Below are 26,875 nucleotides of genomic sequence, written 5' to 3'. Positions count from 1 at the left end.
GCTAAATGAACGCTTTTATACGGATATGACCGACTTATGCTATCACCCCAAGATCAATTGACTGAGCTGGTACGTACGCTTGAAACTCAGCAACACGTCTTTACCACGGATCCGCTGCTTATCACTGAAAAATTACAAAGTGAAGACGGCAAACCCCTGCAAAAATTGCATCGCCGTGCTTCACGTATCGATAGTAACGGTGCACTGGCGCAAGTGTTGGGTAAGATTGATGGTCGCATCAAGGGTATCATGGTTGTCATGAGCATCGTGTGGTGTGTCTCAGGATTTTTAGGACTGTTTACCTTACTACAGAGCAACGTAGTGAATTTCTTTTATGTGTTGGTCTGTCTGCTGGGGTTTCATACCATTATGCTGGTCGGCTGGCTTGTGATGACCCTGATGAATCAAGGCAAACAGTCTACCAATTGGTTTGCCAGTTTTGTCAGCCCCAGTTATCTCATACGCGGCAAAGATGATGTCACCAAAGCTGCCGTTGATTTGTACGAACGTCAATTGCAACACAGTGGTATGCGTTGGTATTTAGGCAAGTTTAGTCATCAATTATGGCTGGCCACCTTAACCGGTATGCTGTTTGCGATTGTATTTTTATTGGTCGTACGTCAGTACAGTTTTAGCTGGGAGTCAACCCTACTCTCCGATCAGGCACTCATAGCGTTGACTCAAATACTCGGCTGGTTGCCAAGCATGGTGGGATTTGATGTGCCAGACAATGCGGCGGTCACTCAAAGCCGATTGGTGACAGACGCGATGCCCCTATCCGTTGCACGGCAATGGGCAAGCTTATTGGTAGGAAGTTTGCTGATGTATGGCATGGTGCCGCGAGCGATAGCATGGACGTTTTGTGCGCTTATGTTTCGCCGTAAAAAAATGCGTTTGGATATCAAACTGCCTTATTACCAAAAAATCTTGAATTTTTGGCAGCGTCATGTGGTAGATGCCGATGATTATCAGGAAGCGCGAGCCCCTATCGCCCCAAAAGCGACGGTTAGCGCTGGCAAGAAAGTGGTGGCTTTACTCGAATACCCATCAGAGCAGGATAACTGGTGGCAAGCGGGTTTGAATGCGACTCTTAAGGCCAGTAGTGAGATCGAGAATTTCGGGATTATTGATGATCGTGATGATATGGCACGATTAAAGGCTTACTTAGACCACCATCCTGTACAGGTCCTACTAGGCATTCATGAAAACGCACTGCCCGACCGTGGCACACTGCGTAAGCTTGACCAAATCGCCAGTCACGCAAAAGAGGGGCTGATCGTACAATTGCTTGGTGATACTACCCTAACCGATAAAAAAGAAGATCAAACGTCTGAGCAGCTCTTAGAACATAAAAATATTCGTTATCAACAGTGGCAAACCGCGCTCTCGGCTCGAAAAATCGGTCTTGTTCATAGTGGCGCTTAATTTATAGTGATACTTAGCATAATGTGGTGATGCTGCCAGCCCTTTCTTTTTTGAACAGGATTCATTAGTCAGGACAAGAAAACTGATACGACACCATTTTTTGTACAGTGTTGTTTGCTAAGTTTAGTATCATACCAAAATGACAAGGATGGTTTATAGTGGCTAGGAGGCCAGTATGGCAGCAGATAATACCCTTATGACACTGGGTCAGTATGGTCAGCTATTAGATGGTTACAAGGAAGCATTGAACCAAAGTATATTGGCCATATCCCCTGAATCTTGGCAGTCAACGCTGGCCAGTATTTTACCCACGCACTGGCAAGAGTGGCTGATACCGCTGGCTGGTGGCCCATTTTTCTTACTGTTTTTAGCAGAATGGTTCTATCAATCCAAACGTGGCAAGAGTGACAGCTTTAGCTGGCGTCGTACCATGACCAACTTTAGTTTGGGTGGTTCTTATTTAGGGTTTGAGCTGGTTGTCCACGCCCTTATCGTGCTGCCCATTTGCTTGTGGCTGTATCAATATCGCTTATTTACCATTGAGGTGACATGGCTGACCGCCATTCCTATTTTTGTTGCTGTTGAGTTTAGCTACTATTGGTTCCATCGTGCCTCGCACCGCGTAAACTGGTTTTGGTCAGCGCACGTCGTGCATCATTCCGATGACTATATGAACCTCTCTACCGCCATGCGCCAAAGCTTGCTGTACTCAGTGACAGGCTGGTGGATATTTTTTGTCCCACTGATGATGCTGGGTGTTCATCCAGTATGGGTATTCTTCTTTTATGCGTTAGATTTGATTTATCAGTTCTTTATCCATACCGAAACCGTCGAAAAATTCCCCAAATGGGTGGAGTACATTTTTGACACACCCTCCAACCACCGTGCGCACCATGGGACCAATGACGCATATATTGACCAAAATTACGGCGGTGTTCTCATTATTTTTGATCGTTGGTTTGGCACTTACGTCGAAGAAGATACTATCCATAACCCCGTGAAATACGGTGCTGTTGGTGAAGACAGTCATGATAATGTCATAAACTTAATATTTGGCGTTTTCTGTCGTATGTGGCAACGATTTTTTCGTGCCAAAGGGGTTAAGAAAAAGCTTAAAGTGTTGTTTCACGCGCCTAGCGCTGCATCACCTAAGAGCAACTAGCGATTAAAAATAGTTTTGTATGAGTATAAGATGCTCAACCAGATTTATTGACCATAAACGGCTACTCTATTTTTTGGGTATTAGGGACGGTATAGAATTCACTAAGCAATAACGATACCTTGGATTGGTATTTATATCGCTGCCGCCATCTGGTAGAAAATGCTTTTGCTAGGTTGAACACCTTATAGGCATCGCCACTCGTTATGATAAGCTTAAAGACAGTTACGGGGCTGCGATCATACTAACTTGTGTTTTTATTTGATTGCCTTTGATTTGAATTCTATACCGCCCCTAATCTAAGTTGTAATAAACCCAAGTTATTAGTCCACAAAGTAATTGCTCAAAGGGTTGCTCTAAAGTGCTGGATGTCATGAGAGATCCCATGGCATTTTTGACTGCGTTTATTTCAATAAAAACCTCTAAGAAGTGGTCTGAAATAAGTCGACCATGACAAATAATTGTGTTGTATCATACTGCTATGAAGAAGAGATATCTTGTATTTACCGATTTAGATGGAACACTACTCAATCACCAGGATTATAGTTTCGCTCCTGCAAAAGAGGCCTTAGCACTTTTAAAATATCGCTCAATTCCTCTCATTATCGCAACGAGCAAAACCTTTAGTGAAGTGGTAGTGCTTCAAAAAGAGTTAGGCATGCGGCAGCCTTTTATCGTTGAGAATGGTGCTGGGATATTTGTGCCCTCAGAGTGTGTACTTGCAAAAGAGGTGGCGTTTAAAGAGGAGTGGATAAAATTCTCTAAGGCGCACTCCTACATAGAACTGAGACTTTTTTTCACACAAATGAAACGGAGCTACTCTATAAAAGGTTTTGGAGATATGAGTGTTGATGAAGTAATACAGCATACAGGTTTGCCAAGAGAAGAGAGCCTAAATGCCATGAAACGCGACTTTAGTGAGCCTTTTTTGATGCAAGACAAAAGAGAGCTTGAGGCTCTTAAAAAAGAGGCCAATGAAAAGGGCTTTGATATAGTAAAAGGGGGAAGATTTTTTCACCTTGTCTCACTCCTACAAGACAAAGCAAATGCCATGCTTACACTTGCTCACATGTATGAAGAGTATTACAACCAAAAGTGCACCAAGATAGCCCTTGGTGATAGTGCAAATGACTTTACTATGATAAAAAAAGCAGATATTGGTGTTTTAGTTCCCCTCTATGATGGCTCTTTTAGTGCCATAGGAAACGCAGATATAAAAAGAGCAGACTACCCAGGTCCAAAAGGTTGGAATAGCTCTATACTGGAGATATTTGATGGACTCTAAAGCGCTTGCAAGAGAAATATTTGCCGATGCACTTAAGGCGTCTTTGTTAAAAGATTCATCTCAAAATACTGCTAGCTTAAAGTAAATATTTTAAGTGTAGGTAGCAAGAAATATGGTAATCCCCTAAACATAAGACTGTAGGGGCACAAATAGGATAGATGTAACGATAATAATAAAAGGTAACCGTATGAGATAACATCTAAAGGGAGAATAAGATGTCAGATTTTTTTCAAAACGGCGTTATAACAACACTACAAAATGTGGGAAATCGCTCCTTAGAAAGCATAGAAGAAGAATTATTGCAGTTTTCAAAACGCAGAAATATGGTGCTTTTGCTTCCCGCTCTCTACTCAGAGTTTGAAACGCCAGCGATGCAGACTATTATTGATGAGCTTAAAAACGTGAAGTATCTCTATAAAATTATACTTGGACTCGACGGTGCAACTGAGGAGCAGTTTTTAGAAGTAAAGAAGCGTATGAGCATTTTGGAGTGTAGTGTTGAGGTACTTTGGAATGATGGTCCAAACGTACAAAAGATATATAAAGAGCTTACAGATGAGGGTTTTCCTGGTTTAGACATTCCAGGAAAAGGTCGTAATGTTTGGACGATGATAGGTTATGGTCTCACAGATCAAGATAACTATGCTTTTGCCCTGCATGATTGTGACATAGTAAACTACTCAAAAGCGCTTGTTGCACGGCTTTTTTACCCCATAGTACACCCAGGTCTTGATTTTGAGTTTAACAAAGGCTATTACTCTCGCGTTACAAACAAGCTCCACGGTCGTGTGACCCGTCTTTTTTATACACCACTCATAAAAGCCCTCAAGATTACTTTTGGCTCAAACCACTACTTGGAGTATATGCAGAGTTTTCGTTATGCCCTCTCTGGAGAGTTCGCGTTTATCCGCTCTCTTGGTCGTGGTATTGCGATTTCTCCTACTTGGGGGCTTGAGGTTTCAACACTCTCAGAAGTTTATAACAACACCTCAAGCCGTCGTATCTGTCAAACAGAAATCATGGAGAGTTATGAGCATAAACATCAAGACTTAGGCTCAAAAAGTGAAGGTGGTGGCATTTACAAGATGGCAAACGATATAGCCAAAACTCTTTTTAGAATTTTAGCTCAAGAGGGAGTGGTTTTTTCAGAAGCCTCTTATAAAACACTCCTTGCTTCATACTACCAGCAGTCGCGTATTGAGATTTCAAAGTACAATGCACTCAGTAAGATAAATGCCCTTGCGTACAACCGCCAAAATGAGATAAGGGCAGTCGAAGCTTTTGAAGAGGCTATCAAAGAAGCTGCAGCTGAGTTTTGTGAGGATCCAATGGGTGTGGCATCCCTCTCTCCGTGGATTACAGTGCGTTCCGTTTTACCTGAATTCTCCGATAGATTTAGAGCGATGGTAAAGGAGGAGTCAAAATGACAGTTATAACCCCAGTTCGGGATAAGTGATTCATTAAGCTGCTGATCGTATTGATATTTTCTATTACTCTTGAAGACCAGCTAAGTCTTTGAAGGCAGGCTTCTCTATAAACTACTGTCAACAGCATGACTTTATAAGATCAGATAATAATTATGCAAATAGTATCAACAACTTAAGCACTGGCTTATCCCGAATTCAGGTTATGATAAGCTTAAAAACAGTTACGGGCTGCGATCATACTGGCTTGTGTTTTTATTTGGTTGCCGCTGATTTGATTTCTATACAGCCCCTAATTAGTGATATAAGATTCTATTATGAATAATGATAAAAAAGACAGCCACGCGAGCAATAAGTCAGTCGGACTCTTTGCGGATAAGGCTTATAAGAGAACACCTGACGCAAAAAATCAGACAGCCCCTCAATCGAATCAAGCGATTACTACGGATGAATCCTTATCATTAAACAAACAAGCCGAGCCTCGGCATACCGTATCTAAAAAAACCATTGCCAGTGGCGAGGCACTTAAACTGGCCGTCGTTGGTCATACCAATACTGGTAAAACCTCCCTACTTCGTACCTTATTACGCGATGTATATTTTGGTGAAGTAAAAAACGAAGCAGCAACCACGCGCCATGTTGAGCAAGCAAAACTGACAGACAGTCAAACGGGCGAAGTGATGGTGACACTATACGATACACCTGGTTTAGAGGATGCCTCCGGACTCATGGACTGGCTTGAAGACAATACCGCTAGTCGCCGTGATGGTATTGAACGCTTGCAGCAGTTTTTGGCAGCAGATATCGCGCAAAGTGCAGACAATAGCGATACCTCTGTAGGTGAGGACTTACAAGATTATGATTATAGCCAAGAAGCCAAAGTGATTCGCCAATTACTAGCCAGTGACATGGCCATCTATGTCGTCGATGCGCGTGAACCCGTACTTGGTAAATATAAAGATGAGTTGGCGATTTTGTCTTGGGCCGCCATACCTGTTATGCCCGTGTTTAATTTTACGGACAGTCAGGATGCCAATATTGAAGACTGGCAGACGATGCTGGCAAGACGTAATTTACACATCTCCACGCGTTTTGATTCCGTGGCTTTTGAGTTTTCAGATGAAATGCGATTGTGGCAAAACCTTGCCACTATGCTCACTCACTCGGAGATGCTTGAGCAGCTGATGGCGCGCCGTACTGAAAATTGGGCGCAGTTGTATGATGAGGCTAGTATTATCATTGCGGATTTTTTATTAAATGTCGCGGCGTATGTGCGGGAAATCAATCAAGATGACGACCCGATGCCAGTACTACAGCAAATGCAAGAAGCGGTCCGGCAAAGCGAGCGCACGATGCAGCATAGCTTGCTCAATTTATATAAGTTTTATGATAATGCAGTCGCAGCAACCCCGCTTGAACTACAAGCATATCAGCAAGACCCATTTGATCCTGAACTTCTTAAGAGCTATGGCATTCGTACCACGTCTGGCGCGGCAGCTGGTGCATTATTAGGATTGGGTATTGATGCTGCCGCACTAGGTACGACATTAGGTCTGGGCGCTGCAATAGGCGGTATAGCAGGCGGCTTGTTGTCTAATACCGGTAGTATCGCGGATAGAGTGACAGGGGTAAAACGCTTATACATTGACCCTGCGACCTTGACTTTATTAGCCACTCGGGCGTTAGACTTGCTCACTGCCCTACGCCATCGCGGTCATGCGGCCACCGATGCCACACAGCTACTGTATAACAGCGAGAACAATCACCTTGAAACATTGCCCACAGATGACCGTGCGGAGGCAGAAGCCAATCCAATGACCGTGTGGCCCACGCATAAACTACCAAATGAGCTAAAAAAAGCACGGGGAAAACCGCAATGGTCATCACTCAGTGGTGGTAAGTCAGAACAAGCGCAGTTGCTACGAGCAGACATGGCGTGGTCACTTGCCGGTAAGTTGCAGTCGCACAAGCTTCACGAGTAGTCGTGAACGGTTATGGCGCTGGGCTTAATAAGGCACTTAAGGCGTCAGTGCCGCGCACGTCTGTTTGCTGCAAATAAATTGGATACAGCGGATAATTGGTAAAATTCCGCTCGATATCCTGCATGAGTTGCTGCTGGCGCTCAGCACGCCGCCGCCAAAACGCATCAGACTGCGTCGGTGCTATCAACTGATTGATGACGATCGCGGCGGGTGTGAGCTTACTGTCTTCTAACTGCTTGATAGCCCGCTTGGTTTCAGCCAATGGTAATACATCGGCGGTCATCACCAATACAATTGCGGTTTGGGCGCGGTCATGAAGCAGCAATCCTGCCTGACGGAACAACTGTTTGCGTTTTTCTAGCACAGATACCGCCTGCTCCCAACGATCAGATTTTTTTTGGGCAAACGGATTTGGCACATTGTCTGTTTGCGGGTTATTTTTTTGGTGGATCTGTTTTTGGTTATGAGTGTCCAAATGGGTCGCCACCGAGCGCAGTTTGGCCTGTCGCCGCTGCTGTGCAAGCAGTCCATCTGTCCATGCGCCCATCATTTCAGGTAGGACGAGTAGTCTTAAAGTGTGTCCTGTCGGTGCGGTATCAAAAATAATATGCTCATAATTGGCATCAGCTGCCGCAACTAAATGCTGACACATAGATTCGAGCATCGCCGCTTCTTGGGCACCAGGGGCTGATTTTGATAACTGCATGTGTTCACGAATTTTGGGCATCATATCTGGATTGGCATAAGATTTAATGGTGCGTTCCACTTGCGCAAAATGCTCATCGACGATGATGTCAGGGTTTAGCTCAATGGCATCGAGATAAGGAGAGATTGCCGTTTTTTCATTACTTACACGTGCGTTTAGTACATCGCCCAAACTGTGTGCTGGATCGGTGGAAACAATCAAGGTTTTTTGATGCTGACTGGCATAATAGCTGGCAAGCGCAGCGGCCGTCGTGGTTTTGCCCACGCCCCCCTTACCGCCGATGAATATAATTGGTTGCGTTGCCAGTTGCTCTACGAATGCTTGCAATGGGTGTAAGGCCATACTCGGATCTCATTTTTTCATCAAACTATAGATTACTAGCAGCAACCAACGTGGTCAAAAGGACATCTGTCCATACCCATTCGTGTATGCCATTCATGGAAGTTTTCTAAAAATAACGGCTGCAATTCTAAGGTATAAAAACTGGCGGGATTATCAATCCCCAAACTCTCAGCAAACATGAGTAGCATAAAAAAATCTTCTTCATCACGCGCAGCACGTGCCATCGTTTGGCGATAAGGTGCATGATAAAACTCATTTAGCCCAGCCACAAACCTTTGCCACCAAGATGGGCGGTTTTTTATATCGTTTGGCATGTTGGTATTTTCCATAAAATTGCTCGTGTTTTCCTTATTACTTATGGTCTATCATGCCTATGTGACACAAAAAACGCCAGCAGTTGCTGACGTTTTTGATAGATACTTATTTGATAGCACACAACATGTTTTACGTGTTGGTTTTTCCTTTGTGCCGCGACCACTCTTTGCGTAGTACGGATAGACTCTCAAACGTCACTAAAATGGTGGCGATTAGAATAATGATATCCATAATAATCAGCAACCAATTGCCATCAGTGTAAAAGGTTTTGAGCTGAATCAATAGCGCAAAGACTGTCATGACTAACAAGAATGACAACGGTGCTAAAGTGTACCAAACAGGTTTGCCTTTACGTAGTAAGATGACGGTTACGATCATCAAGGTTAAGGCAGCCATCAGCTGATTGGTTGTACCAAACAGTGGCCAAATAATCATGCCACCTGCACCGTCAATACCACCTGCACCAAACGCCAATAATAGGCAGCTACCGACTGCAAGCAAAGTTGCTACGACGCCCTTACTCAATACTGGCAGGTTATAGAACTCTCCAAACTCTTGGAATATATAACGTTGTAGACGCACACCAGTATCCATCGTGGTACCCGCGAACAATGCCGCCATCACAGTGAGCATAGTTTGTGACAGCACTAGGTCGATACCAACACCCGCATTTAATATGGTAGCGCCCCCATCAATAAAGGCACCGATAGAACCGTCGCCGAATTTTTGATAAACCGCCTGCCAATCGCCAAGGGTGGCAAAACCTGCGGTGGCTGCCAGTATCGCGCCGAGAGCCAGCATACCTTCACCCAACGCCCCAAAGTAACCAACGAAACGGGCATCTTCTTCTTTATCAATCTGTTTGGACGTCGTTCCTGTCGCCACCAAGCCGTGGAATCCCGAAATCGCACCACAAGCAATGGTGACAAACAATAACGGCATAAGTGATGGCGTACCAACTGGCAGTGCCGTGTTGATGGCTGGCGCGACAATGTTGGGTGTTGCGATAAAAATAGCAGCATATAATAAAATCAAACCGACAAATAACTGTAAACCGTTAATATAGTCGCGTGGCTGTAGCAGCATCCATACAGGTAATAAAGACGCGATCGCTGCATAGGCAAACAAAACCAGAATCCATACTGCATTATCAGGTAACCCCAAAACTGTCTCAGGTAAGACAATAGGGAACATGGGACCCAAGTAGATAAGTCCATATAAAGCACTTACGCCGATAATTGAGACCCAAACCAAACTCATCTTATAGCGATAGATACATTGCCCAATGATAAAGGCCACCACCAATGCGCCCCAAACTGGTAATACAGCCGATGGCGTTTTAATCATCATGTTAGCAATAGCAACGCCAAATACCGCATTCACCATTAGCAATAGCAAAAAGATAACAATCATCATCAAGCTACGTACGCGTGTACCCATGACCGTACCGGCAATAGAGCCAATCGACTGACCTTTATTGCGCATACTTGCCCAAATGGCCGACATGTCATGTACGCCCGCCATAAAAATAGTGCCTAATACCACCCAAATGATGGCAGGCACCCAGCCCCAAATCACAGCAATCGCAGGACCAATAATGGGTGCAGCACCTGCCACCGACGTAAAATGATGCCCCCATAATACATACTTATTGGTAGGGACATAATCTACCCCATCTTTCATGGTATGCGCTGGCGTGGGACGACTGTTATCCAACGCCAAAATTTTGGTGGCGATAAATTTTGAATAAAACACGTAGCCGCAGAGCATAGCGGCAACGCCGAATAATAATACAATAGCACTATTCATCTTATCTCTCCCTAGACAAGTAGTAGGTAGCCTTATAAGTTCAAGCTTTTTAAATCAAAAAGTGAAAAATATGCTAAATTAGTGTGCAACGAGTGACTCAACTCATCGATCATCAGACAAATCGTAAAATTTTGCAGGACCATCACCAAATAATAAATTCTTGTATTTTACAATTAGGGCGCATCGCTAATCAGCATCTAGTGTGGTGAGTCGTTGAATGGTATTCTGCTGAAATAGTAACCGATTTAACGGTGGATGTAACGTTGGCGAGACATAAAAAACAACAAATAAAGGCAGCATAATGGCACATTATTTTGGATTCGTACCTTCAGATAAATTAAAAACATTGATCAGTGAGGCCGAACAAGTCGTTGCTTCAAATGAGCAGGTAGACTACTACCCTTATCGCGATGCTCTGACGCATCAGACGGCTCGTGACCTTACCGATAATTTATTGGTTGGTTTGGTAGACATTATCCCAAATCCTGAGCGACAAGCGTCCATGCGTAAAATCGTTGGGACGATTGAACGCGCGACCGATACCCTACTCAACATCTTGCTTGGTAAAGAGAATAATGAAGAGGTACTTCCGAGTTTTCATTTTCTAAGAGATCGGGCGACTTTTATTGATAATGACGGCGTGAAACGTGTGGGCTTTAAGCTGTCTGCCGCAGACGCAAAAACGATTGACGAAGGGTTTGCTGCTATCACACCTGAGCACGTAAACCGAGACAAGTTTAAAAAAGCGCTTGAAACCGTAAATGAAGAGACACTCACTCATTTTATCAGTCGCTATGCTGATACACTCAAGCTAGGTATGATCAAGCGTAAGTCTGTTCCAGTCGCCAAATCTGCGATTGATAAAGGCATGAATATGGCACTGAACAAGCTGTTGCCTGACTTACCGGATAGTTCGCTGAACCGTTTAGCAGATTACTACCGCCCATTTATTGTAGAAAAATCAGAATAACCCTTAAAATTGGTTTAATTTTATCCCAAACATCACATGAGGTTGGGCAAATTCACTAAAATTTGCTAAAATAAGCGGCACTTTTTATCGAAGGCGCACCCGATGACCCAAATCAGTAACCAAGAAATTGAAAAAACATTACGCAACTCAGAGTGCCTTATCAGCAGTATTGAAGTTGCTGCCGCTTATGAGCGCCTTGCCGCTCAACTCAACCTCCATTATGCTGGTCTAAATCCGATCGTTATGGTCGTCATGAATGGCGGGCTTATCCCAGCTGGCCAGTTGTTGACGCATTTGACGTTCTACCATCGTATGCACTATATTCATGCTTCTCGCTATCGTGATAATGAAGGCACCAATGAGCTTGATTGGAAATTTAAGCCTGATGTTAGCATTGAAGGTGAGCATGTTTTATTGATAGATGATATTTTTGACGAAGGCATCACGCTAAAAGCAGTCGTCGAAGAGCTGAGTAAAGAAAAACCATTGTCTATGGAATGTTGTGTGTTACTTAACAAAGAACATGATCGCAAAGTTGCTGACTTTGATGTGGATTTTGTAGGAATTAATGTCGCGGATCGTTATGTCTATGGCTGTGGTATGGATTTCCACGGTTACTTACGTCACCTGCCGGGTATCTACGCAATTAAAGAAGATAAAATCTAACTCCATCGAGTTATGTTTAAAAAAGCATCCAAATCGGATGCTTTTTTATTGCGTGAAGAACAAATATAACTAAAGATAATAACTAAAACTGTTGTGCTAAGCCTGTATGGCGCTCAGTTGGCGTCTGAACCGCCTTTTCAAAAGCAGTTTTTGTGCTGTAGATGGTCACTTGTTTTTTAGCACGTGTCACTGCCGTATAAATAAGCTCCTTGCTTAACAATCTTGCATGACTATTATCAAAAGTAATGGCCACATGGTCAAATTCAGACCCTTGTGATTTATGAATCGTCATCGCATAGGCAGTGGCAATGACCTCGTCATTGAGTAAATTCACAGCAATACCTTGGGTTTTGCTCTCAAAGAACACTTCTAATCGATTTCTTTCGTCCCCTGTTTGCAAACAAAAGCCAATGTCACCATTGAATAATCCTAATTCATAGTTATTTTGCAGAATCATAATGGGACGGCCATGGAACCATGTGTTTTGACCGAGCGGCAGTTTTAGCTCAGTAAGGTGCCATTGTGTCAGATAGTTATTGATATAGTGGTCACCCCACTCCCCATTGTGGCCAGCACTTAGGATTCTAAACTGGTTAAAGGTTACCATTAATGAGTTTATAGTACTTTTTACTGATTCTGGCACAGATTTTTCTATTTTATCTTCTAGAAGATTTTTAATTTTGTTTATGTATGGATTGTATTTTTGGGTTACTTTTTGAATGGTTTTTTTATTACTTAGGCTATTTATCATTTTATTATCTATAAGCGTCTCTTCTTGTTGCATATTGACATATTGAAATCTCAATGCGTCATCTTGTTTTAGTAACTGCCAAATTTTTTGAATGTCTACCTCTACCGCATTAATTTGATGGGCAAGCTGACCAATGCCTGAATCTGAGCTAAACCGACGGCTCTTGATTAGCTCTGCATGAACAGCCTGTAATGTCGGAATACGGCATAGATCGGCCAGCACCGCTCCTGCATCCACGGCTGCTAACTGATTGGCATCTCCCAACAATATAAGCCTTGCTCCAGGTTTCACTGCACTCACAAGATAATTGGCCAACTCAACTCCAAGCATCGATGCCTCATCCACGATAATGATATCTTCCCCTAGTGGGTTACTAGCATCGTAACGCGGTCTACCCGTTCGTCCAATTCCTAGCAAACGATGGATAGTCTTGGCTTCTTGCAATTGCATCGCCACATTTTCTGTGTCTAAAGCGGCTTGCAAAGACTCTTGCATTCGCTGGGCCGCCTTACCAGTTGGCGCGGCTAACGCTAGGCTCGCACTATCTGTACTGAATCGAATGTTCTCCTGTTGATCGCCCCTCCTCTCTGTAGCTTCTTGTAGTGCGATAACCAGCTGAGCAACCGTATAAGTTTTACCTGTGCCTGGGCCGCCAGTGATGATACTAAATGCATTGTTGTTGGCCACGTTGATGGCTTTTACTTGTTGCTCGTTTAAATTGTCAGGTATTGATAATGCTAGAGGGGTTACTTCTTGTGCTAGAGTCCTATTGATATGCTCTGCTAAGTTAAACTCTGCTTGCCAAGAACGATGTAGCCAAAAAGTTATTGATATGGTTTTTACTTCTATATTTTTATTATTAGTTAGTTTATAGATGATGGGTTGGTTTATTTTGCTTAGGCTATTTTCTTCAATAACACCAGCATCAACATTTGCAAATAAAGCGTGTTGTTCCACTAAATCTATCAAAAAATTTAAGTCAGTATTTTTCAGTAGTTGATATAAGCTGACAATCGTATTAAAACGCTTGCTTAGCCTCTCTTTTTCATGATTGCTAAGCGCCAGCTGCGTCCAAAGCTGATTGCCCTTGCCAAATAAAGTGTCTAGCAAAGCAAATAATGCTATATCAACTGTTGCGTTATCTTCTGTTTGCAAGTGTATTTGAGCGTCTATCAACGCAAATATTGGCATTGCCAATGTTTCTAATAATTGCCGCTGCCACGCATACAATGTAACGACTTCATTGTTGATTTGACCTTGTAGTGGTACTTCGTGCTCAGCTTCCTCAACGGTTAATACCGTGTGCCCTTCTTCTAAATGCGTCGCTAACATAACAAAAAAAGCCGTGAATAAATTGCTGTCTTCTACTTTATCGACTTGATCGCTATTAGTATTGGTTGGTGCCTCTGTCGCATTATATGCTGAATGCGTTTGCTGGCGACGTAATAGGATATAGTCACTAAGGTTACTGGCCCAAGTTTCTTGTAAACCAATTGCCGCTTTGCTTTTGTTGTTATTATTACTCATCTTATGCTTGTCTCTATATTGATCTGATTAATTGAGATGATATTTTTTGGATAGTGAACCGTTATTTAACCCTTACTAGTCAGGCATGCCAAATAGCGTATCTAATCCTTTAATAAAATCAATTGGGATATCCCAAGTCACCAATCCATAAGGATTAGTGCCTGATGTGTTACTACTAGGCTCATTAGGGTTTTGTGATGCAGAAGCAGCGGTTTGAGGATTAGGGTCATATACACCACGTAAAAATACGTACTCTACAGGGCCTAGATATTTATCTTCATTGCCTGCGTAATCACTGATTCTCATGGAGAGCAATCGGTGCAAAGCCACCTGATAAATTGCTGCTTGTAACCAATATCCTGCTTTGGACATTGCTTGCTTAAGGGTGTTTTCATCATAATTGCTTAGGCTATTTCCTAAAAAGTTACTTTTGTAATCGACGACATAATACTTGCCAGCGTGCTCATATACCAAGTCAATTTCGCCGCGTAAATAACGATACAAGTGCGTTTTATTTTGTGGCACCAGATTGACGTGCTTGTCTGTGTCGTCAGGTAAGTATTGTTGAAACAGCTGATTGATATCCTGAGCTTTAAACCGTTCTGACAACCCCATGTTAAACTCTAATTCAGCAAATCGCTGACTTGCGTTAAGAGAGCTTAAGGGTTGATTGGAGGCCAATAGCGGCGCATGTATCACCTCATCAATCCAGTTGAGTAAAGCGTCATGCTTTGTCGTATCTATCGAATCAGGCTCAATGAGGGCACCTGCTCCGCCCTCGTATCCTTGTAATCTACGGCTTTGCAGCTCAGCACTGCTATAGACCAGCGGCAGCTGATAGCTACTAACGGCTCTATCGACAACCCCAGACCACTGCGACTTGTTGGTGAAATCAATTTTTTCAAATATCTCGTGTAAAAATGTACCGGCATTGGCTCCTTTAACAAAAGTAAAGCGGATATCCTCCTCAGACTTGAGACTTAACCCTTCCACTTTTTCAGGGTGCTCACTACTATGAGATAATGGCTCAACCGAGGCGAACGTATCTCTCGTAACGATCTCTATCGCATCATCAATACGCTCATCCACTATGACCATCGCTTGTGTGGATTCGTCCAACTGACGGGCGAGCGCGGTAAAACTGGTCTTCGCCCAACCATAAAAGTAGTTTGTCTTCATAACCTCTGAAAAAGCATCGTACTCAATAACTTCTGTCATGGGTTTGATCGTAGTAAGCTGAGTCGCATCGTTTAAGCCTGCTGGGTTGGCATGGTTCGCATGGTGGTCATTATGGAACTCATTGACTTTGTGACCTCTGATCATGCCTATCGTGCCTTTGAGCCTATTAGGCAATTCAAAATTTGCTTCTGCCGAATCAAACCAATAAAACACGGGCTTTAACTCAGAATCCACATTTCTTTTCGGGTCTTGCAGTACCACATAAAGCTGTTCACTGGCGCGCGTAAATGCCACATAACCAAGACGGCGCAACTCCTCAAAACCTTCTTGCGTCTCGATAGCAGTATAGTAATCGTCGGTGGTGGCAGATCCTTGTAGTGGCGAGAAGCGGCGCTGATTGCCAGTTAGTTGATGTTGTAGGGATTGCTGCGCTAGCGCGGAAGGGGCTTGCTGAGCGTTATATAGATATAACCCATAGTTTTCTTTATTACCAGATTTTCGGCTGGCACTGCCCATACCCAAGACGTAGACAATGGGAAACTCGAGTCCTTTTGACTTATGAATGGTCATCAGCTGTACGCCAGACTCTGTCGGTAGCGGATATTGCTTGGCCCAATCGCTGTTGGGTGCGGCATCTATGTGTTGTCTAAACCAAGCCAATAGTTCATGCTCACCCATGCCCATGCCGTACTGCGCCAATACATCCATCACATGACGCAGATCCATGATATGTCGATCCCCTTCTGGATGAGCAGCTAAAGATTGCCAGACCCCTTGTGGCTGTACGGGACTTTTATCCAACAGGTAATGTAGCGCCGACAATATGCCAAAATGTTGCCAACGCTGCGCCCCTTCTTTTAAATAGGTAATAAAGTCTTGATAGCTTCTTTTATTATCAATCGTCGACGCATTTTGTGAATGAGCGCGTGTTGTATTATCGGCCTCAACAATACCTGACTCATGGTCGGTCATCATCGCTTTAACGTCTTTAATGCTTAGATCATACAGATGACTGGTCAACACCCGATTAATCATGTCATGACGGTACGGATACAGCATGGCGCTAAGCAATGCTGCCACATCTTCTGCCATGACCGTTTCAAAGATACTGACATCGCTGGTGGTCAAAGTTGGTACGCCCAGTTTCACCAACTCGTCTTCAACCCGCTTTAAGTCCTTTTTGGCACGTGCCAGCACGCCGATATCACTAGGCTGGATGGCTTTGCTTTTTAATGTATGGCCACTACTGAGCAAAGTGGCAATATGACGCGCGGTGATTTCATGCTCATCGTACTCAAGCTCTATGTCCTTACCACTAGGCAAGTGCAATACGCTTACTGGCTGAGCAGAGAGGATCTCAGTCACTAAGCGACTTCCTTGTATGTCTAAACACCTAAACCAAGACAGTTGACTCTTAGCTTTCTCACCTTCTTTTTCTTCCCTATCTTTCATATACTGGTAATAGATACCGCTACCTAACTGTGCCAGCTTATTGTTACCAGTCGTTGCTGTAGGGACGCCAAACCAGCAGTTTAGTGCATGAATCACACCGGCATTTGAGCGACGGTTGGTATCGAGCGTCCAACGACTGCTGGTATCAAACTGGGCTTTCATATAGTTATAGTTGGCCACATCACCACCACGAAACCCATAAATGGCCTGTTTTGGGTCACCAACCAACAGTAAAAACTCACGATTGGCTTTATGGGACGTTGACGGCTTATCTTTTTTCTCTTGTGTTTGTTTGTTTTTTGGCAAATAAATGCTTTCAATCATAATGGCTTGTTCACCATTGATATCTTGCGACTCATCGATCAGTGCCACTGGATAATGATGACGAATATAACGCGCCAGCTTATCTCCTTGTCGGCCCGTTAAGGCTTGGTTTAAACGCACCATCTGCAAACTAAAGGTCGTCTCACCGCGCTCTTCTAAAATTACTGGCAGCCTATCACGTACGGCAAGCACAATGTGACGGTTAAGATTGGCTAATAGCAATACAATGTGCTGATTTAATCTCTCAACCATATCTAGAAGCGCCATTAACTTGCTAATGGTCTCTAATTCAAAAAGCGTCTGATGCTCTTTTTCTTTATTTTTATTGAAGTTCTTAATTTTGCCATCTTCATCTGGATATCTGGCATCCTGCAATGAGGTCAAAATCTTATGCTCGCGCTCATTTAAATAGCTGTTAAATGCAAGTTTATATTCTGCTATCTTTTGATGTACCTCAATGAGGGCGTCAAACTGTTTGGTTAAATTAGAACCGCCACGAAATCCTTGCGACTTTCTGTAATCAGGATTTAAATATGGCTGAATATCAGTTAAGTCTAATTGTGCAAACTCAGCAATAAGCTGCTCATACGCATTAAAGTCAAAGCTTTGCTCTAGTCTTACCTCATCAATCGGTGCGGAAATAAAATTGAGCGAACGAGAAACAAATTTTTTATGGTCGCTCACTGCTGTCAGCTTACCTTGCTGATCCATCAGCGCATACAGTTTGGGCTGCTCGTAATGTAAGCGGCTTTGAAACTGGCGCAGCTCATCGTGAATAATACTGTCAGTCACCTGCTCAATACTGCTGTCTTCGATAATAGCCATGCCTTGCTGGTGACCCGTCTCGCTACTATATTCGGTCAACCATTTTTGCGCCAAGCTATCCAGTGTGCCCACAAACAGTTTATCCAATGTCGTTAATACCAGCGCGGTGCGTCGTAGCGCCTCCGCCATCGGATAGCTATACACATGATCCAGTAAATAATTCACTAAATGTAGGTTAATAGGATCTTGCATGATGTTATCTAAGCGCACATATTTAGCTTGCTTTATCAACCAAATTTCACGCGCTTTTTTTGCTTGGGCACGCTTTTCAATCGCCACTTGCTTGTCGTGGGCAAAATCTTGATTAAGATCCTCAGCGTTTGCCTCACTATTTAAATCCGTGCTTGCTGGTTTGTCATGGTTACTGTTGTCGTTGTCATTAACACCATCACCATCAGGCGTTACCTGCAAAATTTTGGGATACAAGATATCTTTATTATTGGTATCAGCACTCAGATTATTGACCCACTGCAATAGTTGATAAAAATCCACCAAACGATCATGAATACGCTGACGCATCTCCGCTGCAGCGGCGCGCGTAAAGGTCGTAGCAATGATTTGTTCTGGCGCACGCCGCGCTTCAATCAGTAGGCGCAGCACAATACCAGTTAGCGTCCAAGTCTTACCAGTCCCTGCTGAGGCTTCGATAAGGTGCTTACCCGTTAGTTCAACGTCCACCGCTGGTATCACATCTGCCTTAGACTCAGCCATCGCAGCCGAGTCATCAAATTCACTTGAATCCTCATCAAATAAATCCGATTGTGTAGAGATATCAATGGTATTGGTTGTGTCAGTAAAGTCTGTCATATAGGCGTATACTTTTAATGATTATCTATGAAATCAAAATCTATCAGGTCAAAATAAACAGCGAAATAAACTGGGCGGTAGCCATCCTAGCTAATTATCTAAACCGTTTAGTGCGACAAACATTGGCTCGTACAGCGGCTGTGCCAAGGTAGTTAAGGCCGCTGTTAGCGCTTTAAATGCGTCTTGATCGCGCAATAGGTATTGCCAAATGGCGTGCTGTGAGCAGTTATCGTATACCGTGTCTGAATGATAACTGGGTCTTAACCAGTCGGAAAAATCTGCACGTTTTGGCCAATAGCCGCCATTTGTGCCCTCGTTTTCTTTAACGTTTGAACGCTTGCCAAGGTAGTTGAGTGCATACTCAGGCAGTAGCGTAATAGGAACTTGACCTGACAGGTTGCCAAAAATCGCCCACTTAATCAGCTCAATCACCGCATATTCATAGGCAATAGGACTTAGCTTGAATGCGATAGTATTTTTATAGCTATCTACTTGCGAGCTGGCTTTATTAAAGCGCCAAATACTTGTGCCATCGTTTAATGCCACTTGCTCAGCTGTGGTGCGTCTGGCAACTTGCCAGTATAAATGTGATAACCAAAACTTGAGTAAGTGTCTGGGACTCGCAGAATTTGGCAAAATATTTAACCACTGCTTTGGTGAGTGCTCAGTATAAGATACGCCTGCCTGCTTATGAGCATCTATCGGCACCAGACCTTTAATCTTAATAGCCTTTGGCAACAGTGTCAGCATTGCTTCAATATCCGTCTGACAGCTTGACTCATTAGTATCAATAGTCTTAACCCTATTGATCACCGACTTTAGCTCTAGCTGCACAGAATGCTCGCTCGTTGCAGTCAGTAGCTGCAAACCTGTGGCCGCTTCTTTGCCCTCATCAAAACCATTAGCAATTAACTGCTCTTTGAACTCCACACATTGCTGCTGTAGTTTTCGTTGCTGATTGGGTAGCGTGGTTTGGCGCGCCACCCCTGCTGGCATCATTTTTTGGTACATCATAGTGGCGTTAGCATTTTCAATCGCTGCATTGCCATCACTTTGTTCGGTTGCATTAGCCGCCAGTGACTTAAGCAAATGCGCTTTAATCTGATAAGTCGTCAAACTGTCTAAAAACAGTGGCTCTTGATGCGCCAACGCTTCTTCGCCTTGCACCACATGCACTTTTTGAGTACGTAAAAATGCTTTGGCCGGGTGACGTACTTGATAAACTAGGCTGCCTTCAATATCTATCTCCCCGATGTTAAATACAAATTGGATAATCGCTTTAGTCGCCTCACTGATATCAGAAGTATCATCTAGCGCTAACATCTCAGCCAAGACAGATAAGGTTTGATTATTTACTTGTCCCAGTTGACCCAAGCCTTGACCAAGCATCGTAGCGATTGCTCCGTACTGTGTTTTGGTTGGCAGACCAACTAGTTGCGTGTGCTCGCTCGCGATCCTACCATTTAAGGTATCAAACACAGCTTGCCATAGCGGCGCGGGTGGAAATTGTTTTTTCTGCGCCAGCTTGGTTTTACGCATGGCTTTATTTAATAAAATACCCAGCTCATCCGCTACACTAATAGAGCCACTATCCTGAGCATCATCATTGGACTGACGCTCATTGGCATTGATGTTGGTCTGTTGCTCAGAAGCATCCGTACCTTCAATGTCTGTCTCAAATAAACTGCGATGGAAAGGCAATGCGGGATGCTCAGTCACTAACCATTGTTTGATCAGCTTAGGTAAATAGCGTTTGAGACTCTCGGTCGTTGGGTCAATATTTTCAGGCAGGGTGTCAAGTGAATTCACTTGCCACTGTACTTCACCTTGTAAGAACTGTAGCAACTCACTGACTGGATTGGCTGGTAAGTGCTCATGAGTATCCGTCAGGCTTTGACCATTGTAGAATATCCAGCACGCACTACGTGCACACAGCATCGCATCTAAAAATGCCCCATTGTCATCATCCTCGCTGACTCTATCACCGCGACGAGCGTTAGTGGCTTTGATCAAGTCATATCGGTTATCACGGTCACGCGCAGGAAACTCAGAAAGATCCATATTAAGCATCACCACCAATTCAAAAGGCACATTCCTAAGGGCACCAAATCGACCAAATGTAATTACGCCAGTGGGCTCAGCACTGACTTGCTGACTTTCTAACTCGTCTTCGATACTATCTAGCATAAAACTTAGCTTTAATGGTAGCTGCTCAACGCCTGCCAGCCTTTGTTCCACTTCCTTATTGGCGCTATCACCGCTCGCGTACTGTTTATAATGACGATTGGCGCGCAAACTTGATTTAAAGCCATTCATGGCATTATATATGGCACGCATCGTCCGCGTTTGATCGACATCGCCAAAGTAGCGATGGATCACTTGCGTCTCAATCTGATCCAGCCAATCTTCCGCTTTCATTCTTTGGGTATGATCGTCACGTCGTTCCACCAAACCTACATAGATACGGCTAAGCGCTTCCACAATCATCGCATCATTTAGGCTCACTTGTGGCAATGGCAAACTCATCTCAGGCATTGCCGTACTTGCCCACTCACCCTCACGCAAAGGGTATAAGCAATTACTCAAACTGGCCTCTGGCATCACAAGCCCCAAGGCCAATCGGTCTAACGCTTGGGCAAAACTAAAGCGATAATCGTAGTCATTAGCGTCTAAGGTTTGCTTAAGATGCCGCTCATCAAAGCCGCGGATAAAGCCCGCTTCTACCAATAAATCACAACCACGGCTCATTTGCTCATGAGTCAGCCCAAAGCTTTCAAACAAAGGAGGCAACATCAGCCAGTCTAAGACCTCAGCTGCTTCAAAACGGGCGCTATGACTGCCCAACAATTTGTAAAACCCAATAATCGCTTCCCATAGCTGACGAATGTCAGTATCGACAACACCCGTTACCTTTGCGGGCAAGGTCAAACCATCTTGACCTTTACCACTGACGAAAATAGAACCAATGAGCGCATGATGTCGCTCAACATCCGGTAGCAACACCACAATATCGGATATGTGGCGTTTTTTCTCACCCGTTTGGATAGGTTCATTTAGCCAGCGACCAATCATAATACGTAGTACTTCAAGCTGGCGTTGTAAATTGTGACACGAATGAATGCTTAGGCTATTATCTTGCGATGATATGGCCCAAAAACGATCCTTTTCAAAGCGCTTATTTTCTAGCACGTCATCGTCGTACCATGGCGTGTCTGACGCTTCTTGCTCAAAGCCCAACTCTATTTGCTGACTGACGGCCTCTGACACTTTTGCCGCTGTCGCCTGCTGGGTCGATTGCTCATCCAGCATCAACACATCGTTTTGCAAACGTCGCAATAAGCTTGAGGTGTTTTGTGCCTCTTGAAAGCTATCAGCGCTATCAACATCATAGACGCTGCCATCAATAGTATTACCCGTTTCATCAAAACTAGTATCAAAATTATCCTGCCATTCGACAAGCGCCTCTTGATATTGCTCATTACCTGACAAATTCGCCAGCATGGCAAAGGTATCGCGAGACTGTTTTCCCAAACGCGACAACAAACTATGCCCATAATCACGTAAAAACACACTTTCAGGATTGATGATCTGTTGACGCTGTAACCACGACTTATCGACAATATCTGCCCAAAACAGCTTTGAGGGGTTGTAGTGTAATAATGTGATGTCCATGTATTGCGATAAGCGCTGTAAAAAATCAAGCTCGGTCTGAGGCAGTTGCTGAATGGTAAAAATGCGCAGCACCTTGGGCAATTGATCACGCTCATTTGCCTTATTATGCTTTAAGGCTGACCAGAAATTGTCTTCAATGGTCACACGGTGCTGATGAACATCGGCAAACAGATGCGACCATAAGAATCGTTGCGCAACTTCCAGCTCTACATAATGCTCCATTAACCACTCAGGCGTTCCGCGTGCATACTTGTCAAAGCGCAGTGATAACGCGTCTTTATCCGCTATCAGTGCATCTACATCAAGTGGCTCATTATTTGACCATAATGCTAACCAATCCTCACGGTGGGTTAAGTAGCGGTTAAACACTCGGGTCAAATCACTTGCCAGCTGCCAAATACGCGCATCTTGCTGCGCCTTATCTTGTTGTGCCGTGTCTAGTCGTAGAGCGTCTTGTTTAACATTTTCTTGTGGCCCCTCAATCAAAGACGCCAATAGCGGGTGTACTGGGTGCGCTTCATTTTTAACAATCGACTCTTGATAGTAAGTCAGATACCCAAACAGGCGCCATTGCATCACTGTCGGCGATAATACGGCAACTTCAGGCACATTCAAAACTGCTGTTTCAGGGTTATTCTCTAACAAATAGGCGTTATGACGGGTGAGCACATCCTGCATCAGCGTCCACTGATACTGACCCCAAAATTTAGTACGCACCAACGTACTGATGCCAGCACGACTGGCAATCGTCTTATCCAACCAGTCGCCCAATACCATTGAGGGCACAATGACAATAAAAGGCTCAAAAACAGATTGTTCCTTTGACTGATATTGCAAGAGCAATTGATCCACAAGATTTTCGGTACGGTGCGATTGAATAATAGTAAACATAGAGGATAATCTAGATGAAATGGTAGAATAATGAGACGAACAAACACGAATTAAAGTAGATAAGATAAAAAATCTAAGATTAAAGATGTTGATAAAAATAAAGATCAAGCCACAAACGATACTCATCAATACATGTTTGGCAGTCGTTACGGTATTGCATTTCTGCTAGCATGATGATTATAAACAAAAAGTGACAACGCTCATTGATTTTATGCATTGACGATGAGCATTAAAACTGCGCTGACTGTCAGTGTGCCATTGATGGTTATCGTTTACTAGTGTAGATACCAGTATTATAATACCTTGCGACGGCTGGTGTCGCCTTGTTACGCTGCTCATGTTTAACAACAGCTCACGCTTAACAGAAGAGAGAATGACGATTTTTTTAGTGCCACTTCTGTGCCTTGTGTACATTTAACTTTTTATCAACGAGACAATTTAACACTATGCCCTTGCGTCCTATTGATGCCATTTTCGTTCACCCTCAACAACGTTTATACGTGGTTTACTATCGTGGTGAATTATGGCAGTTGCCGCGTATGAAAATTGATAACACGTCATGGCAAAATAGGCGCCCATTTACTGATGATAGCAGTGCCCTCTATCTCAGTATTCATCAGGCTATTAGCGACCCTGTGTTGGCAAAAAAATTGCGGACACTAAATTTGCCGAACGCAGTGCGCGGCAGTACGTTACCACGCTTTGAAGCATGGTGGGAAGCACACGGCTTTAGGTGGCTTAAAGACAAACTTACCACAGGGCAATCACCACTAGCAGCGCATCAAGCGACAACGCTTACAAAAGCGATTGACAACCACTCCACTTCCCCTTCAAACTATCAACCCGCGCGCTCCGGTGACGGTACTGGTACTGGTCATAAAAGCAGTGAACAGGCAATAAAACCCTCTGAAAATACAGATGTTTTTGCAGAAATGCTGGCCGACTTAGCAGACGAAGTGCTGCATCAGCAGATTTAAACCAAGCCATACGTCACGTACACTGTCTTATTTGACGTTTAACATAAACCAACTAACAAGAAGAGCGGTCACCTATGAAAGACTACAAGCTGCTACTGGCTGGGCTGATTTTACTGCTTTTGATACTCTTCATTGCTGTCTTCACTTGGTTATGGATTCATAATCGTAAGAACATAGACCCCCTACCTGTCATGGCCAACAAAAAAGAACCTATCGTAGTGCCTGAAGAAGAGGAAAATGCCGTCTCCAACAGCACCTTATACATACAAGCGGAAGAAAATTTACAAGCAGCCTTAGAAGATGTCGTCGTCAGCTTTGAGTCTCGCTATCCTCACGTACAAGTGCAGGCAAGCTACGTACCCGCTCATACTCTTCTGACACTATCGAATGCCACTTCTAGTGACGATGAGCGCTCAGAGTTTGTGGTAGGTGTAGATATGATTATCGCTAATGATAGCCTGCCCACAGAACGACTTGCACCATTACAAGCAGAGCTACAAGCCGCTCAAAACAATCAAGAAGAAGCGATCAGTAAAACCGACACGGCTAAGATAGATGATACAAATTCACGCACCCTAAACTCTTACAACTATGCGTTGAGAGACGAGAAAACGCTTGAAGGTGTTATTTTGACAGACAATACTGCCGCTGTTAACTTCCGCAACTTTTTACTCTCAAGCACAGGACAAGACATATTAAAAAAATATGATTATCACAATATTGAAGGTTATAAAAATAGCGTAGACGACTTATTTAATCCAACATCACGGGCAAAACAAGCATCAAATGATACATCTGTAGATGTCGCTGATGCGCTTAGTAACGGCAAATCCTGATAAATTGTCTCTATTTAGGTTTTGTTGATTGCTTTTATGACAGCTTTTTCCTACAATGTCTCTCCATAATGCGCCTATAGCTCAACAGGATAGAGCAGTTGCCTCCTAAGCGACCGATCCGAGTTCGAGTCTTGGTGGGCGCGCCATCAAATATAATTTTAATTACCGATAATCCCTTGTATGCCACGCGCTGCAAGGGTTTTTTGTTTGCCGATAAGCCATGGTAGTTTACGGTATTCACCGATACCACCAAACAGGATACCGTCATTTTGACCATGCCTATCAAACTTCTTACAGATTCTCAGGTGAAAACAGCTAAACCGCCAAGACAGATACAGTTTGAATTTTGCCCTCAGGCTTCATTACTAAAACCTACCAAGTTAACATCTAACAAATTGACATAAAGGGTCAGCTTATACTACCATTGATAATTACTTTCAGTCATCTCAACGATGAATCCATCATATCCTTTTGGAGTAATCCCATGCAATGGACTAAACCTGCTTTTCAAGACATTCGTATCGGTTTCGAAATCACGATGTATTTCGAAGCTCGTTAAAACTTACTAGACCTCAATCCATTAAAAGCCCTAGATGATTAGGGCTTTTATTTTTTTGGAAATATTGATTTATGTATATTCATGTTTTAGGCTCAGCGGCTGGTGGTGGTTTTCCACAGTGGAACTGCAATTGCTATAATTGTCATGGCGTTCGTCAAGGGACGATTGAAGCACAGACTCGTACCCAGTCATCAATCGCCATATCAGAAAATGGCACAGATTGGATTTTATTCAATGCGTCACCGGATATTCGCCAGCAATTATTTGAGTTTAAGGCGGCTCAGCCAGCTCGTGGAGTGAGAGACACAGGGATCACCAATGTGGTCTTGATGGACAGTCAGCTTGACCATACCACAGGGCTATTGACCCTGCGCGAAGGTTGTCCAATTCCTGTGTGGTGTACCGACATGGTCTATCAAGATCTCACGACAGGATTCCCTATTTTTAACATGTTAAAGCATTGGAATGGCGGCCTACAATACAATCAAATTGATCCAAAACAGACATTTAACATTGAAGGCTTCAGCAATTTAGAATTGACCCCTTTGGTAATTAGAAGCTCAGCACCGCCCTACTCGCCGCATCGCAATGATCCGCATGATGGCGATAATATTGCTCTGATTGTGAAAGATTTAAAAACACAAAAACAACTCTTTTATGCGCCGGGATTGGGCAAAATTGACGATGACATTATGCAAATCATGAAAACGTCTGATTGCGTGATGATTGATGGCACTCTATGGACTGACAACGAAATGCAAGAATGCGGTGTCGGCACCAAAACCGGTCAAGACATGGGGCATTTACATATCAGCGGTGAAGACGGCTCGCTCCATTATTTAGATCAACTCGACCATACTCGCAAAATATTGATCCACATCAACAATACCAATCCGATACTCAATGAAAAATCTGAACAAGCTGCCCAGTTAAAACAACATGGGGTTGAAGTAGCTTTTGATGGCATGCAGATTGAATTGTAAGGCGACAGC

General features: G+C 43.6%; 17 protein-coding genes, 1 tRNA gene and 1 pseudogene. 13 read left to right on the top strand and 6 right to left on the bottom strand.

The window, feature by feature from the left end:
- Positions 1–36: 36 nt before the first annotated feature.
- From JFC06_RS00540 to JFC06_RS00515, 6 genes and pseudogenes are all read left to right on the top strand, one after another.
- Complete coding sequence (locus tag JFC06_RS00540) at positions 37–1,425, top strand: DUF2868 domain-containing protein (RefSeq protein ID WP_198333567.1); 1,389 nt, start codon at positions 37–39, stop codon at positions 1,423–1,425.
- A 175-nt stretch (positions 1,426–1,600) separates the two neighbouring features.
- Positions 1,601–2,587, top strand: coding sequence for a sterol desaturase family protein (locus JFC06_RS00535; RefSeq protein ID WP_198333566.1), 987 nt, complete (start codon positions 1,601–1,603; stop codon positions 2,585–2,587).
- Between the two features lie 95 nt (positions 2,588–2,682).
- Positions 2,683–2,849: pseudogene (locus tag JFC06_RS00530) on the top strand (IS5/IS1182 family transposase); the annotation flags it as partial.
- Between the two features lie 216 nt (positions 2,850–3,065).
- Positions 3,066–3,869: an HAD-IIB family hydrolase gene (locus JFC06_RS00525; RefSeq protein WP_198333565.1), complete on the top strand. Its 804-nt coding sequence runs from the start codon at positions 3,066–3,068 to the stop codon at positions 3,867–3,869.
- 215 nt (positions 3,870–4,084) lie between these two features.
- On the top strand, positions 4,085–5,296 hold the full coding sequence (locus JFC06_RS00520; RefSeq protein ID WP_198333564.1) for a glycosyltransferase family protein: 1,212 nt from the start codon (positions 4,085–4,087) through the stop codon (positions 5,294–5,296).
- A 314-nt stretch (positions 5,297–5,610) separates the two neighbouring features.
- On the top strand, positions 5,611–7,275 hold the full coding sequence (locus JFC06_RS00515) for a DUF3482 domain-containing protein (RefSeq protein WP_198333563.1): 1,665 nt from the start codon (positions 5,611–5,613) through the stop codon (positions 7,273–7,275).
- A gap of 10 nt (positions 7,276–7,285) precedes the next feature.
- Here the strand turns inward: JFC06_RS00515 and JFC06_RS00510 are convergent, their stop codons facing one another.
- The 3 genes from JFC06_RS00510 to JFC06_RS00500 all read right to left on the bottom strand — a co-directional run bounded on the left by JFC06_RS00510 (position 7,286) and on the right by JFC06_RS00500 (position 10,447).
- The gene (locus JFC06_RS00510; RefSeq protein ID WP_198333562.1) at positions 7,286–8,323 is read right to left on the bottom strand and encodes an ArsA family ATPase; all 1,038 of its coding nucleotides are present in this window, start codon (positions 8,321–8,323) and stop codon (positions 7,286–7,288) included.
- A gap of 35 nt (positions 8,324–8,358) precedes the next feature.
- A complete protein-coding gene (locus JFC06_RS00505) occupies positions 8,359–8,652 on the bottom strand; it encodes a cory-CC-star protein (protein ID WP_227670190.1) in 294 nt (97 codons plus the stop codon).
- Between the two features lie 115 nt (positions 8,653–8,767).
- Entirely contained in the window at positions 8,768–10,447 is a 1,680-nt protein-coding gene (locus tag JFC06_RS00500; RefSeq protein ID WP_193004955.1) for a carbon starvation CstA family protein, read from the bottom strand.
- A 301-nt stretch (positions 10,448–10,748) separates the two neighbouring features.
- Here JFC06_RS00500 and JFC06_RS00495 point away from each other — a divergent pair, with 301 nt between their 5' ends.
- Positions 10,749–11,417 carry a hypothetical protein gene (locus JFC06_RS00495; protein ID WP_198333561.1) on the top strand — a complete coding sequence of 223 codons (669 nt, stop codon included), beginning with the start codon at positions 10,749–10,751 and terminating at the stop codon, positions 11,415–11,417.
- Positions 11,418–11,519: 102 nt separating this feature from the next.
- Positions 11,520–12,083: a hypoxanthine-guanine phosphoribosyltransferase gene (locus JFC06_RS00490; protein WP_193004953.1), complete on the top strand. Its 564-nt coding sequence runs from the start codon at positions 11,520–11,522 to the stop codon at positions 12,081–12,083.
- An 82-nt stretch (positions 12,084–12,165) separates the two neighbouring features.
- Here the strand turns inward: JFC06_RS00490 and recD are convergent, their stop codons facing one another.
- From recD to JFC06_RS00475, 3 genes are all read right to left on the bottom strand, one after another.
- Complete coding sequence (recD, locus tag JFC06_RS00485; RefSeq protein WP_198333560.1) at positions 12,166–14,361, bottom strand: exodeoxyribonuclease V subunit alpha; 2,196 nt, start codon at positions 14,359–14,361, stop codon at positions 12,166–12,168.
- A gap of 75 nt (positions 14,362–14,436) precedes the next feature.
- Positions 14,437–18,948 carry a UvrD-helicase domain-containing protein gene (locus JFC06_RS00480; protein WP_198333559.1) on the bottom strand — a complete coding sequence of 1,504 codons (4,512 nt, stop codon included), beginning with the start codon at positions 18,946–18,948 and terminating at the stop codon, positions 14,437–14,439.
- Positions 18,949–19,038: 90 nt separating this feature from the next.
- On the bottom strand, positions 19,039–23,511 hold the full coding sequence (locus JFC06_RS00475; RefSeq protein ID WP_198333558.1) for an exodeoxyribonuclease V subunit gamma: 4,473 nt from the start codon (positions 23,509–23,511) through the stop codon (positions 19,039–19,041).
- Positions 23,512–23,957: 446 nt separating this feature from the next.
- On the opposite strand from JFC06_RS00475, the gene JFC06_RS00470 reads away from it, so the two are divergent.
- The 5 genes from JFC06_RS00470 (at position 23,958) to pqqB (ending at position 26,866) form a co-directional block, all read left to right on the top strand.
- On the top strand, positions 23,958–24,488 hold the full coding sequence (locus JFC06_RS00470; protein WP_193004949.1) for a hypothetical protein: 531 nt from the start codon (positions 23,958–23,960) through the stop codon (positions 24,486–24,488).
- Positions 24,489–24,562: 74 nt separating this feature from the next.
- Positions 24,563–25,324, top strand: a complete 762-nt coding sequence (locus tag JFC06_RS00465) for a hypothetical protein (protein WP_198333557.1) — start codon at positions 24,563–24,565, stop codon at positions 25,322–25,324.
- Between the two features lie 70 nt (positions 25,325–25,394).
- Positions 25,395–25,470, top strand: a tRNA-Arg gene (locus tag JFC06_RS00460).
- A 338-nt stretch (positions 25,471–25,808) separates the two neighbouring features.
- Positions 25,809–25,883, top strand: a complete 75-nt coding sequence (gene pqqA / locus JFC06_RS00455) for a pyrroloquinoline quinone precursor peptide PqqA (protein ID WP_075107140.1) — start codon at positions 25,809–25,811, stop codon at positions 25,881–25,883.
- A 71-nt stretch (positions 25,884–25,954) separates the two neighbouring features.
- A complete protein-coding gene (gene pqqB, locus JFC06_RS00450) occupies positions 25,955–26,866 on the top strand; it encodes a pyrroloquinoline quinone biosynthesis protein PqqB (protein ID WP_198333556.1) in 912 nt (303 codons plus the stop codon).
- Positions 26,867–26,875: the final 9 nt, after the last annotated feature.

Source organism: Psychrobacter namhaensis (assembly GCF_016107545.1).
In the GTDB taxonomy this organism is placed as follows: domain Bacteria; phylum Pseudomonadota; class Gammaproteobacteria; order Pseudomonadales; family Moraxellaceae; genus Psychrobacter; species Psychrobacter namhaensis.
This window is presented reverse-complemented; position numbering and strand designations above follow the sequence as displayed.